The following is an 11962-nucleotide window of genomic DNA, read 5'->3' as shown; positions in this document are numbered from 1 at the left end:
CATGATTGAGAACTATGAAGCATTCCGCGGCGAATTGAGTCTGTCAAAGGAGGGTGTGATCCGCGATGTTTACCGTCAGAACAAAGACCGTATCAGCATCAAAAAGGAGGCAACTGCAGTCAAGAGCCTGGTACGAATCATTGAGTCAACGCTCCGGTTGGCTAATTCCAAGGGTTTTCACGCGATGACCTTGCGGGATCTGTGTGCGGACTCCGGGATGAGTATGGGTGGGCTATATGCTTACATTCGTAACAAGGACGATCTTATTCATTTGATACAGAGCCACGGGTTCATTATCACGCGCCGTACCCTCCTGCATTACACGAGCCAGGTTGAGGGTACACGTGACCGACTATTTGCGGCGATCAAGGCGCATTTGTACTTGAGCGAGCAAATGCGTGCCTGGTTCTATTTTTCCTATATGGAAGCGAAGAGCCTGCCTGCTCAGGAAAAACGAGATGCCATTGCGATTGAACTTGAAATTGAAGAGATCTTCATGGGCGTCATTGAAGATGGTATCAAAATGGGGGTGTACGGAGCCAAAAATGCCCGTTTGGTTTCCTCGATGATTAAGGCCTTACTGCAAGACTGGTATCTGAAACGCCGTAAGTATCGTGATCAAGGCGTTGCGGTCGATGGCTACGCTGTATTCGTCAGAGATGTAGTTGAAAGCTATTTGCTCTGGGAACGTTGATCTTCTCCCGTGAGGACCGTGGTGACTATTTAGTTTGGCAGATCCGAAATTCTTGTGTGAAAGCGCTTACATCAGCGGAAAGTGGGATCAGGTGATGACCACCGAACAGGGAAAACCACATGCGGAGGCCCGGGGCGAAGTGGCATATGGGGGCGGGAACTACCTACACCCTACTGCCTGATTGTACGGAGTTGTTATGGCATTAAAGGATTACCCCTGGGAGGCATCTTACGCATCGTCTGACTTGAAGCTCCTGAACGTCTTCCAGTGCTCCGGTTTTGTAGCTCCGTTCAGAGGCATCATCTGCAATCACACCATCAAAATCGATCTGCTGCTTTACCATTTCCAGGCACCTCGCCTTGGTCTAAAATAGCATTAACGAAATGCAATAAAGTGCACAGGGAAGTCGCTAATGGATTTTTGATGGGGCTGAGCAGAGGTAGTGGGCTCCGATAGAACTCACGGGGAGCAGCAGTCAGATGCAGCCAGAATACTTACAAAAAAGCCGTGCGCTTATGTGGTTATTTCTGAGCGCAACTCTCTGTCCAAGCGCTATCAGTCCGGCGTATTCAGACTCGCTCGTGGTGGCCAACCGCGAAGGTGATGATTTTTTCGAGTCTGTGCAGAAGGATGTAAGCGTCAGCGGCACAGTTATCGTCGGCATAGCGGCGGCGGGCGCCCAGTCAGGGCCAGCAACCCTGGCCGGACTGGTTCTTCAGACTACTGCGAGAATGATCTGCCTGACCACGCAATCGCGGGACGGGGTCTACTACTCGCGCAATAGCTATAGCGTTCCCCTTCAGACTGATGCAGCCACTCTCATACAACTCCCGTATAAGGAAACCAAACAGCCAGATCTCATTCTTGGTTATGAACAAGGTGATCTGGCAGTTCAGACCACACCAGGCAGTTGCGAGCAGGGCTCGAACACTTACCTCATTGCGGCGCGGGACCAGAACTTCGATTCTGTGGAATTATTGATCAACGGTTTTGGCGCAACAGCGGTTTTTTACCAGACACCGGACGGGTCCGGCGCAAGCTGCACAGAATTCATGGCTGGCCGCCGAACGAGTTATGACTACCAGTGCTCGGTTCCTGTCAGTCAGCTCGACCAGGGCCGCCAGGTTATCCTCATCGAGCGCGAGCGGTATGGCCGGCCATTAGGAAGCGTCGAAGTCGAGGTGCAATTGGGCCCTGAAGCGTGAGCTGGTCGGAGCGATCACGGGCGGTTCGGGGGCTTTGCAGCGGCGCGTGGAGTCTCTCTCTTGCCGGCCTGCACTGGCTAAGGCCGTTTCTGGTCATTGCGATGGTCAGCTTGATCCTGTTTGCGCTGTTCTCGCCAAAGCCTTTTTCGTTTTCGATCAAGGCGGAAACTGAGCATGTCACGCTTATGCTCTCACCGGATCAGCAAGTACTCTGGCGCATAGCCGGGGCGCAGCTTTGTATACGGGCAGGTATTGAGCCGCCACCCTACCCAGCGCTTGATTCTGCAGTCAGTCCCTGTCCGGGGCGACGGTGGGAAAGCTATAACCTTGGCAATCTGAACGACACAACCCACGAACTGGCCCTGCGGTTTCCCATGTCAGGCAGCATCGTACGGCTGGATACAGCGGAAGACGGCGCGTTGCTGGCCCACATCAACGCTCAAGGCAAAGATTTGGACCAACTTGCGTTGATCACTGCGGGATCGAGTGATCCGGATCTGATCGGGACTGAAGCTATACTCAGATTTCCGCGGCCTGGTGAGGATTCGCCGCCAGGCCGAATGGTTCTGCCTTTCTCCGGGTCGGGGAGTATCGGGAAAGACGTCTCCTGGCGAGAATCCACACTGCTGCGTAAAGGCTCCATCGAACTTTACACGCACTCGGACGAAGCGGTTGGCGGGCGGGCTTTGGTCGCCTCCACCGAATTAATGCCGGGCGACCGTATTGATCTGGACCGTGAAGCCAACGATCGCTCTGAGGTCACAAAGGGGTTCATTTACTACGATCTCTTGCCCGAACTGACCGAACCCGTAGCCATGACCGTGGTCGCGTTCGGGACTGCCAAGGCGATCAGGATCATCCGCTTCGGCGATGCAGGGTACACCTTCTCACCGGGGCTGATCGCTCGACTGATGCATCATAGCGCCGTGACGACCTGGGCGGTTGCGATTTTCTCATTATTGACCTTGATGGCGATCTATTCAGAAACCTCCGGTATCTGTCATGAGGCCAGTTCCTGGCGACGGAGGCGCGTTGAGCTGCGTCGTCACTGGCAGCAATTCTGGAGGGGCTGATGTTCGATTTTGGCGGCGTTGCAATCCGGACTGTTACGGCGCTCTTTGCTGGGCTGTTGGCGGTGTCCCCAGCGGCCGCACAGCAGTCTGTAGTTCGCTCTTATGAGGCTTTGGCACAGGAAATCGGTCAGGCGTGGATGGTGCATAGCGGCGGTCGGTGTCTTGGTATTATGCCAAACCATGTTGCTCAGCAGGGAACGGTCTTATCATTACTTCGTGAAGGCCGGGCCGGGCTGCGGGCCGACACAGCCGAGATTATTGACCTTGGCGATGACATCGCGATTGTCCGGGTGGAAGGCAATCTTGCTCAGGACTGCGGCCGCACTCTGGGCAGCCTCAGCCGTCAAGTGGAGCATCATCTGCGGAACAGCGGCCTTGGGGCTCTGCGCACAATCAATGGTGATGGCACCGTTCGCCATCTGCCGGTAACCGTTGTGGATGATGACGGGGAAACATTCTTGCGTATTCGCCCCAATCTGGATTCAGAACGGATCCAGCGAGGCGATAGTGGCAGTCTTCTTATGGTGAACGGGCAGGTGGTAGGCATGCTGCTCTCGGTTGATGCCCGCGCAGGTGTGGGCAAAGTCATGCGAGTGGATACATTGCTCGACAAAGTGGAAGCTCGTCTTCATGAGATTCGCACTGTTCAAACGAAGCCAGCGGCAGTACGCTCTGGAATGTGGAAAATAAGCGGGTGGAACGTGGATTCAACAGGCGTATCACATACTACAGCAACGCTGACCGAACCAGGCACCGATGGCTTCTGGTCGGCCCATGTCCCGGCCTGGCCCGCAGTGCTTGAATTGGATGGACCTCAGAGTATCCGGGCAGTTAGGGGGGTTGAGTTCACCTCGAGCCCGGAGGTGGATGCCAAGCTCTTACCAGCACAGGTCCAGGTTCTGACTTCAATCAAGCCAGGCAGTTCGGCTTGGCGCTCCGTGGCTACCGAAATCTTGACCTATCACGATGGTAGGGCCCGGATCGACTTTTTGCCGGTCCGGGCACTTAAGCTTCGGATTGAAATTTACAGCTCCCAAGACGCAGGGGATGCAGTGGCGCTGGGTCGGCTTCAGGTCATCGAATAGGCGCGGTCGCCTTGAATTGTGAGTTACCGTTTGCAAAACTCACATGTCCGGCAAGCGAATTATCATCTTGAAGTCGCAGGTCGCCGATGTAGTTACCGTAAGTGAATGTCATGACTGTGCCGCTAATGTTGCCAGTCTTGTTTCCATATGAAAAGTAACCGGTATTTAGATCAACCTCGCCTGTATCAATATTTATCACGAGCTTCTGGCCGTATTTTTCCAGGTAAGCGTCCGTTCTTTCCTGAACGTTTTTTGGGGCAGAATCCGCTTTCTCCAACGTCAGAATAATCTGTTCCAGCCCCAGCACGGCATACTTGAAAGCGAGCGCCCGCAGCACTTGGTCCGTGCTGGCGAATCCGGTATCGAGGGCAAGTTCCCGCATCAAAGGGTCGCCATTGGTTACCATCACCTCAAAGGCCGCCAGGCGTACGTTCTGATCCGGATCGTTCAACACGCCTTTAAACTCTTCTATATTCCGGGCCCGCTCCCGGGCCTTGGCAATGATGTCTGCGGCGCTTGTCTGCGCATGGGTATTAAAAGACGCTACCAAGAGGCAGAGTAGCGCAGCGACAATTGGTTTCTTGAGTGAAACAAATCCTGTCATTGTGTTCTCCTTATTTATCAGCACATACGCTTCGGCCAGAGCGGCAAAGCATATAAAGCGGTTCCAACCCCATAAGAGATCACGCTTGTTTGAAAGTCTAGGTCATGTTCAGCCAAACAAACAGTTGCACTACCTGTGTGCCATCAGTGTCCCGTCTGGCCCGCCGGAGATGGTCAAGGCCATTGGAGGACCTTGAGGTTAATGAAGACAACATCCGTACCGAAGAATGTTCCGGTTACTGAGTTGACATAGGTGAAGTTCATTAGCCCCGCAGCAGCGAGCCGATCTTTGACAGGAATCTAACCGTCTCCTAAGTTTAGGAATAGTCGAAATTAATGAGCTCAGTAAGACTACATGCTCATAAGTGATTATCAGGACAACTATGCAGCAGGATGGGGTAGCGTTAATAGCCGAGTACTGGGCCATTGGGCTTTTTATCGCAGCCGTCATAGGCCTGTGTGCTTTCATGCTTGGCGTGTCCGCGCTGCTTGGCGGGCGCAGCCAGGGGCGGAGCAAGGCGCTGCCTTTCGAGAGTGGCATCATTGGCACCGGTAGCGCACGCCAAGGTTTTTCCATCCAATTCTATCTCGTCGCCATGCTTTTCGTGATTTTCGATATCGAAGCCATGTTCCTGTTTGCCTGGGCCGTGTCGGTGCGCGAGGTGGGCTGGAACGGCTTTTGGGGTGCGGCGGTGTTCATCTTCATCCTACTTGCCGGGCTGGTTTATGACCGCCGCGCCGGTGCGCTGGACTGGGCGCCGCAAGGTAGTGCCCGGTTGCATCGAGGAGGTAAGTAATGACCTACACCCTGACTCGGGTTGAAGATGCGCTGGCAGCAGAAAACGCCCGCTATCCCTTAGGTGAGCGTCAGCGCGTGGACGATCCGATGAGGCAGCAGGTGCACCGCAGTGTGTTCACCGGCAAGCTTGAAGAGGTACTCCACTCGGCAGTCAATTGGGGGCGCAAAAACTCCCTGTGGCCGTATAACTTCGGGCTGTCCTGCTGTTATGTGGAGATGACCACGGCGTTTACGTCGCCCCACGATATCGCGCGTTTTGGTGCCGAGGTCATCCGTGCGTCTCCGCGGCAGGCAGACTTCATGGTTATTGCAGGCACCTGTTTCGTGAAGATGGCGCCGATTATTCAGCAACTCTACGACCAGATGCTCGAACCCAAGTGGGTGATTTCCATGGGCTCCTGCGCCAACTCGGGTGGCATGTACGATATTTATTCGGTGGTGCAGGGGGTTGACAAGTTTTTGCCGGTGGATGTCTATGTGCCCGGCTGTCCGCCTCGCCCCGAGGCCTTTCTACAGGGGTTGCAGCTGCTGCAGGACTCGATTCAGGAAGAGCGTCGACCGCTGTCCTGGGTGGTGGGCGATCAGGGCGTGTACCGCGCCGAAATGCCGTCCCAGCGCGAGAAGCACCGCGATCGGCGTATTCAGGTGACCGAGCTGCGCACACCGGACAGCATTTAATCCTAGAGCCTGCCCTTGGCTTCGCAAGATTGTAGGCAGGCTCCAGACTGGCATTCTTAGAGCGTTTCAGGGCGAAAGGGACACTGCCAAGATGAGCGTTGTTAACCCCGACACCAATGCGACAGCCGCTCTCGATCAACGGGCCGGCTCACTGATTGAGCTGCTACGTGAGCGCTTCGGTGATCAGGTACTGTGTGAGCAGGCTACTTTGACCGGCATGCCCGTGCTGTGGGTGAGTCGGGACGCACTGGTGGAGGTGCTGACTGCACTGAGCCGGCTGCCCGAGCCGTTCGAAATGCTGTTTGATCTGTCGGCCGTTGATGAGCGCCTGCGCAGCCAACGCCACGGCCTGCCGGAGGCGGACTTCACTGTGTTCTATCAGCTGCTGTCCGTCTCGGGGAATCGCGACATCATGCTTAAGGTGGCGCTTTCTGAACACGATCTGTCATTGCCCACAGTAATACCTGTCTACCCCAACGCCAACTGGTACGAGCGCGAAGTCTGGGACATGTTCGGCATTCGCTTTGAGGGTCATCCCCACCTGTCTCGTATTCTGATGCCACCTACGTGGAAGGGCCACCCGCTGCGTAAGGACCACCATGCCAGAGCCACGGAAGTCGACCCTTACAGCATGACCGTGGAGAGCCAGGAGAGGGAGCAAGAAGCGTTGCAGTTCAAGCCTGAAGATTGGGGCATGCAACGCCAAAGCGATAACACCGACTTTATGTTTCTCAATCTGGGGCCTAATCACCCCTCCGCTCACGGCGCCTTTCGCATCGTGCTACAGCTCGACGGCGAAGAGGTCATCGACTGTGTGCCGGATATCGGCTATCACCATCGCGGTGCGGAAAAGATGGCCGAGCGCCAGTCCTGGCACAGCTTCATTCCCTACACCGACCGTATCGATTACGTGGGCGGCGTAATGAACAATCTGCCCTATGTACTGGCGGTGGAGAAGCTCGCCGGCATACAGGTGACAGAACGCGCCCAGACCATTCGAGTGATGATGGCTGAGCTGTTTCGCATTACCAGCCACTTGCTGTTTCTGGGCACCTATCTGCAGGATATCGGCGCCATGTCGCCAGTGTTCTATGCTTTTACCGACCGACAGAAAGGCTACGACGTGATCGAGGCGATCACCGGCTCTCGTATGCACCCGGCCTGGTATCGCATCGGTGGCGTGATGCAGGATCTGCCGAAAGGCTGGGACAAGCTCATGCAGGGTTTCGTCAACTGGATGCCCGCCCGGCTTAAGGAATACGAACGGGCGATGATGGAAAATTCTCTGGTTCGTGATCGCACCAAACACATTGCGGCCTTCGATACCGCCAACGCCCTGGCCTGGGGCGTCACCGGCCCCAACCTGCGCGCCACCGGCTGTGACTTCGACCTGCGCAAGCAGCGCCCCTACTCCGGCTACGAGAACTTTGACTTCGAGATACCGCTGGCCCACAACGGCGACGCCTTCGACCGCGGCCAGCTGCGCATCGAGGAGATGCGTCAGAGCGTGAGAATCCTCCAGCAGTGTATCAATCACATGCCCGCAGGGGACTACAAGGCGGATCATCCGCTGACCACGCCGCCGCCCCGGGAGCGTATGCTCGAGCATATTGAAACCCTGATTACCCATTTTTTGCAGGTGTCCTGGGGGCCGGTGCTGTCTGCCAACGAATCGCTGCAGATGATCGAGGCCACCAAAGGTATCAACAGCTACTACCTGACCAGTGACGGCAGCGCTATGAGCTATCGTACGCGTATTCGCACACCGAGCTTTCCGCATCTGCAGCAGATTCCCGAGCTGGTGCGTGGCGGCTTCTTGCCGGATCTGATCGCGCACTTGGGCAGTATCGATTTCGTCATGGCCGACGTGGACCGCTAACTATGTCTGACACTCTTTTCTCTTCCGCTACCGCCACGCCCATCGCTACGGATAGCGACGGCTTCGTACTTCACGAGGACGACCGGCGCGCCATGCTCACTCAGCGTGATCATTACGAGCAGCCCCAGGCGGCCTGCATCGAAGCGCTAAAAATCGTGCAGCGGCGCCACGGCTGGGTTCCCGACGGGGCGATTGCCGCCATCGCCAAGACGCTGGGCATCGGTGCAGGAGAGGTGGAGGGCGTGGCGACCTTCTACAGCCTGATCTTTCGTCAGCCGGTAGGGCGTCATGTGATCCTGCTGTGCGACAGCAGCTCCTGCTTTCTCACTGGCTATGAGGAATTGAGCATGGCCTTGCGCGAACGGCTCGGCATCCGCTTTGGCCAGACCACCGAGGACGGACGTTTTACTCTGTTGCCGGTGTGCTGTCTGGGGGCCTGCGATCGCGGCCCTGCTCTGATGATTGACGACGATACTTTTGGCCCTGTCACGGCGGGCGATCTGGATGAACTTCTGGAGGCCTATCCATGAAGGCGATACCCCAGGATTCACGACTGCGCTATCACTGCCAGCTGCACCAGAGTGCCGATGAACGCCGCGCCGACACTCACCCACTCACCTGGCGACTGCGCGAGGACGGCGCGCGGGTCGGGTTCGAGGAATATTGTGCGAAGGAGGGCTATCAGGGCGCAACGCACACCCTCAAGCAGTGCACGCCTGATAACGTGATTGATACCATGAAGCAGGCCAATGTGCGTGGCCGGGGCGGCGGCGGCTTCTCCGCCGGGGTCAAGTGGAGTCTGACCCTGGTGGGGGATCATTTACCGCGCGGCTACCTGATCTGCAACGCTGACGAAATGGAACCGGGTACCTTCAAGGATCGTCTGCTGCTGGAGCAACAGCCGCACCTGTTGATTGAGGGCATGATTATCGCCGGCTATGCCAACCGCTCCCGTTGCGGCTACATCTTCCTGCGCGGCGAATACGTCGAGGCGGCGCGCTCTGTGGCTCTCGCCATCGAGGAGGCGCGGCAGGCGGGGTTGTTGGGGAGCGACATCGCCGGCAGTGGCTTCGATTTTGATATTGCCCTGCATACTGGCGCCGGGCGCTATATCTGCGGGGAAGAAACCGCGCTGATCAACTCCCTGGAAGGCAAGCGTGCTAATCCGCGGGCCAAGCCGCCGTTTCCCGGCCAGTCCGGTGCTTGGGGCAAGCCCACCGTCGTCAACAACGTGGAGACCCTGTGCAACGTGCCAGGCGTGATGCAGCATGGTGCGGACTGGTATCAGGGCTTGTCTGGTGGGCTGAGCGACGATGGTGGCACCAAGCTGTATGGCGTCTCCGGGCTGGTCGAACGCCCGGGGCTGTGGGAACTGCCTATCGGCACCAGCGGCCGGGAGATTCTCGAGCGCGCTGGCGGCATGCGGCAGGGCCACAGCCTCAAGGCCTGGCTGCCTGGCGGCGGTAGCACTGGTTTTCTACTGCCGGAGCATCTGGAGCTGGCCTTGGACTTCGATACTGTTGATCAATACGGCAGTCGCCTGGGCACTGGCCTGATAGCGGTGCTAAGCCAGCGTCAGAGCCTGCTGTCGCTGCTGCGTAACCTGGAGCAGTTCTTCGCGCGGGAGTCCTGCGGCTGGTGCACCCCTTGTCGCGACGGCCTGCCCTGGACGGTGAAACTGCTGCAGGCGCTGGAGCGTGGTGAGGGCAAGCCGGGCGATATCGAACTCCTTGAGCAGCACGCGCAAGACCTGGGGCCAGGCCTGACCTTCTGTGCCCACGCCCCTGGGGCGGCGATGCCGCTGGAGTCGGCGATCCGGCACTTCCGGACGGAGTTTGAGGCCGGTATCGCGTATTCAACGCTCGAGGGGGTGAGCTGATGGCAACGATTCACGTGGACGGCAAGGCCTATCAGGTCGACGGGGCGGACAACCTGTTGCATGCCTGTCTATCTCTGGGACTCGATATTCCCTACTTTTGCTGGCATCCCGCTCTGGGCAGCATCGGCGCTTGCCGTCAATGTGCAGTGAAGCAGTACAAAGACAAAGACGATACCGAGGGCAAGCTGGTGATGTCGTGTATGACGCCGTCCACCGACGACAGCTGGATTTCCATCGACGATGAGGAAGCCAAGGCGTTTCGGGCGGGCGTGGTGGAGTGGCTGATGACCTATCATCCTCACGACTGCCCGGTCTGCGAAGAGGGCGGGCACTGCCACCTGCAGGACATGACGGTGATGACCGGCCACGACCGGCGCCGCTATCGCTTTAGCAAACGCACCCACCGCAATCAGTATCTGGGGCCCTTCATCGCCCACGAGATGAACCGTTGCATTAACTGCTATCGCTGCGTGCGCTTTTACAATGACTACGCCGGAGGCACTGACCTTGGCGTCTTCGGCATGAACAACAACTTGTATTTCGGGCGCCATCAGGAGGGTGTTCTGGAAAGTCCGTTTTCCGGCAACCTGACCGAGGTCTGTCCCACCGGGGTGTTCACTGACCAGACCCATTCTGATCACTATGTCCGCAAGTGGGATATGCAGTTCGCGCCCAGCGTTTGCCATCAGTGCGCTCAGGGCTGCAACATCAGCCCGGGAGAGCGCTACGGCGAGATTCGCCGCATCGAGAACCGCTATCACGGTGAGCTCAATCGCTACTTTCTGTGCGACCGGGGGCGTTTCGGCTACGGCTACGTCAATCGTGCCGACCGGCCGCGTCAGCCAGAGTGGCGTAGTGACCGGCGCAGCGAGCGTGCAGATGAGGCCGTTGTCTTGGACGTGGACCCCGCGCTGAACCGCGGTGTGGATCTGCTGCACAGTGCTCGACGAGTCATCTGCATTGGTTCGCCACGCGCCAGCCTGGAAAGCAATCATCAGTTGATCGCACTGGTCGGACGCGACAACTTCTCCAGCGGCATCGTCGCCGGGGAGCTGGCCTGTCTTGAGCGCATGGCGGAACTGGAAGGCTCTTGCGGCCTGCCGATTCCCACGTTGCGCGAAGTGGAAGCGCACGACGCGGTATTGGTGCTGGGCGAGGATCTGATGCACAGCGCCGCGCGCCTGGCGCTTGCGGTACGTCAGGCAGTACTGGCGCAGCGTGATGCCTTGGCACAGGAGCGCGGCATCCCAGTGTGGAACGCCGAAGCTGTCAAGACCCTGGCCCAGGACAGCCGCCACCCACTGTACATAGCCTATCCCAGCACCACCGAACTCGACGAAATCAGTGCCGACAGCTGGCGGTTGGCGCCTGCCGATATCGCCCGTCTTGGCTTCGCCATTGCCCATGTCATCGACGAGAACTCACCGGCGGTCACTGGTCTTGATGCGACCCTTATAGCCGCGGCGCAGACGGTGGCCAGACAGCTGATGGCGGCAGACAGGCCGCTGGTGATCAGCGGTGGCTCATTGCAATCCACCCAGGTGCTCGATGCGGCGGGCAGCATTGCCCGGGCGCTGTCGCGGCGCACCAAACGCGCTGGCCTTACGCTGGTACGCCAGGAAGCCAACAGCACCGGCCTTGCCATGCTGGGCGGTCGTTCGCTGGAGTGGGCCCTGGATGAGATCGTCGAAGGCCGCGCAGACGCCCTCGTGGTGCTGGAAAACGATTTGTACGCCCGGTTGCCGGAGGCGCGCGTCGAGGCAGCGCTGGATACTGCGACCACTCTGGTAGTGCTGGATCATCAGCGTACTCGTACCTGGCAGCAGGCGTTGCTGGGGCTGCCAGCAGCAAGCTTCGCCGAGGCGAATGGCACCCTGGTCAATCTGGAGGGTCGCGCTCAGCGCTTCTTCCAGGTTTTCGATCCGCGCTATTTACGCCCGGAGTGCCGCATTCACGAAAGCTGGCGCTGGCTGCACGCCCTGCGCGCCGGCCTTGCCGGGGACGAGGACAGCACCCTCACTCTGGATGAGGCCACTGAGGCCTGTGTCCGGGATTATCCGGCACTGG

At 58.0% G+C, this 11962-nt stretch carries 12 protein-coding genes; 11 read left to right on the top strand and 1 reads right to left on the bottom strand.

What is annotated here, in order from left to right:
- Position 1: 1 nt before the first annotated feature.
- The 5 genes from ACN0V1_RS11465 to ACN0V1_RS11445 all read left to right on the top strand — a co-directional run bounded on the left by ACN0V1_RS11465 (position 2) and on the right by ACN0V1_RS11445 (position 4057).
- Positions 2 to 694 carry a TetR/AcrR family transcriptional regulator gene (locus ACN0V1_RS11465; RefSeq protein WP_417545120.1) on the top strand — a complete coding sequence of 231 codons (693 nt, stop codon included), beginning with the start codon at positions 2 to 4 and terminating at the stop codon, positions 692 to 694.
- Positions 695 to 890: 196 nt separating this feature from the next.
- Positions 891 to 1067, top strand: coding sequence for a hypothetical protein (locus ACN0V1_RS11460; RefSeq protein WP_417545119.1), 177 nt, complete (start codon positions 891 to 893; stop codon positions 1065 to 1067).
- A 106-nt stretch (positions 1068 to 1173) separates the two neighbouring features.
- On the top strand, positions 1174 to 1899 hold the full coding sequence (locus tag ACN0V1_RS11455) for a hypothetical protein (RefSeq protein WP_417545118.1): 726 nt from the start codon (positions 1174 to 1176) through the stop codon (positions 1897 to 1899).
- Positions 1896 to 2972 (top strand): hypothetical protein, encoded by a 1077-nt coding sequence (locus ACN0V1_RS11450; protein WP_417545117.1) that lies wholly within the window; start codon positions 1896 to 1898, stop codon positions 2970 to 2972. The genes ACN0V1_RS11455 and ACN0V1_RS11450 overlap by 4 nt, the downstream gene beginning before the upstream one ends.
- Positions 2972 to 4057: a hypothetical protein gene (locus ACN0V1_RS11445; protein WP_417545116.1), complete on the top strand. Its 1086-nt coding sequence runs from the start codon at positions 2972 to 2974 to the stop codon at positions 4055 to 4057. Before ACN0V1_RS11450 ends, ACN0V1_RS11445 begins: the two co-directional genes overlap by 1 nt.
- Here the strand turns inward: ACN0V1_RS11445 and ACN0V1_RS11440 are convergent.
- Complete coding sequence (locus tag ACN0V1_RS11440; RefSeq protein WP_417545115.1) at positions 4047 to 4661, bottom strand: HEAT repeat domain-containing protein; 615 nt, start codon at positions 4659 to 4661, stop codon at positions 4047 to 4049. The genes ACN0V1_RS11445 and ACN0V1_RS11440 overlap by 11 nt on opposite strands.
- 382 nt (positions 4662 to 5043) lie before the next feature.
- Here ACN0V1_RS11440 and ndhC point away from each other — a divergent pair, with 382 nt between their 5' ends.
- From ndhC to nuoG, 6 genes are all read left to right on the top strand, one after another.
- On the top strand, positions 5044 to 5457 hold the full coding sequence (gene ndhC, locus ACN0V1_RS11435) for an NADH-quinone oxidoreductase subunit A (RefSeq protein ID WP_417545114.1): 414 nt from the start codon (positions 5044 to 5046) through the stop codon (positions 5455 to 5457).
- Positions 5457 to 6137, top strand: a complete 681-nt coding sequence (locus tag ACN0V1_RS11430; protein WP_417545113.1) for an NADH-quinone oxidoreductase subunit B — start codon at positions 5457 to 5459, stop codon at positions 6135 to 6137. The genes ndhC and ACN0V1_RS11430 overlap by 1 nt, the downstream gene beginning before the upstream one ends.
- 91 nt (positions 6138 to 6228) lie before the next feature.
- Complete coding sequence (gene nuoC / locus ACN0V1_RS11425) at positions 6229 to 8016, top strand: NADH-quinone oxidoreductase subunit C/D (RefSeq protein WP_417545112.1); 1788 nt, start codon at positions 6229 to 6231, stop codon at positions 8014 to 8016.
- A 2-nt stretch (positions 8017 to 8018) separates the two neighbouring features.
- On the top strand, positions 8019 to 8546 hold the full coding sequence (gene nuoE, locus ACN0V1_RS11420) for an NADH-quinone oxidoreductase subunit NuoE (RefSeq protein WP_417545111.1): 528 nt from the start codon (positions 8019 to 8021) through the stop codon (positions 8544 to 8546).
- Positions 8543 to 9895: an NADH-quinone oxidoreductase subunit NuoF gene (nuoF, locus tag ACN0V1_RS11415; RefSeq protein WP_417545110.1), complete on the top strand. Its 1353-nt coding sequence runs from the start codon at positions 8543 to 8545 to the stop codon at positions 9893 to 9895. Before nuoE ends, nuoF begins: the two co-directional genes overlap by 4 nt.
- Positions 9895 to 11962, top strand: a 2068-nt coding sequence (gene nuoG, locus ACN0V1_RS11410) for an NADH-quinone oxidoreductase subunit NuoG (RefSeq protein ID WP_417545109.1), incomplete at its 3' end; no start/stop codon positions are given. The genes nuoF and nuoG, both read left to right, overlap by 1 nt.

Source organism: Marinobacter sp. (assembly GCF_048266785.1).
Lineage (GTDB): Bacteria > Pseudomonadota > Gammaproteobacteria > Pseudomonadales > Oleiphilaceae > Marinobacter.
Note: the sequence above shows the minus strand (reverse complement) of the source record. Positions and strands in the feature narration are given on the sequence as shown.

What these genes read in the sequence shown, in the direction of transcription:
- ACN0V1_RS11460 (WP_417545119.1), top strand. Translation starts at nt 891, where the DNA reads ATGGCATTAAAGGATTACCCCTGGGAGGCATCTTACGCATCGTCTGAC.
- ACN0V1_RS11445 (WP_417545116.1), top strand. Translation starts at nt 2,972, where the DNA reads ATGTTCGATTTTGGCGGCGTTGCAATCCGGACTGTTACGGCGCTCTTT.
- nuoE (WP_417545111.1), top strand. Translation starts at nt 8,019, where the DNA reads ATGTCTGACACTCTTTTCTCTTCCGCTACCGCCACGCCCATCGCTACG.
- ndhC (WP_417545114.1), top strand. Translation starts at nt 5,044, where the DNA reads ATGCAGCAGGATGGGGTAGCGTTAATAGCCGAGTACTGGGCCATTGGG.
- nuoF (WP_417545110.1), top strand. Translation starts at nt 8,543, where the DNA reads ATGAAGGCGATACCCCAGGATTCACGACTGCGCTATCACTGCCAGCTG.
- ACN0V1_RS11440 (WP_417545115.1), bottom strand. Translation starts at nt 4,661, where the DNA reads ATGACAGGATTTGTTTCACTCAAGAAACCAATTGTCGCTGCGCTACTC.
- ACN0V1_RS11455 (WP_417545118.1), top strand. Translation starts at nt 1,174, where the DNA reads ATGCAGCCAGAATACTTACAAAAAAGCCGTGCGCTTATGTGGTTATTT.
- ACN0V1_RS11465 (WP_417545120.1), top strand. Translation starts at nt 2, where the DNA reads ATGATTGAGAACTATGAAGCATTCCGCGGCGAATTGAGTCTGTCAAAG.
- ACN0V1_RS11430 (WP_417545113.1), top strand. Translation starts at nt 5,457, where the DNA reads ATGACCTACACCCTGACTCGGGTTGAAGATGCGCTGGCAGCAGAAAAC.
- nuoC (WP_417545112.1), top strand. Translation starts at nt 6,229, where the DNA reads ATGAGCGTTGTTAACCCCGACACCAATGCGACAGCCGCTCTCGATCAA.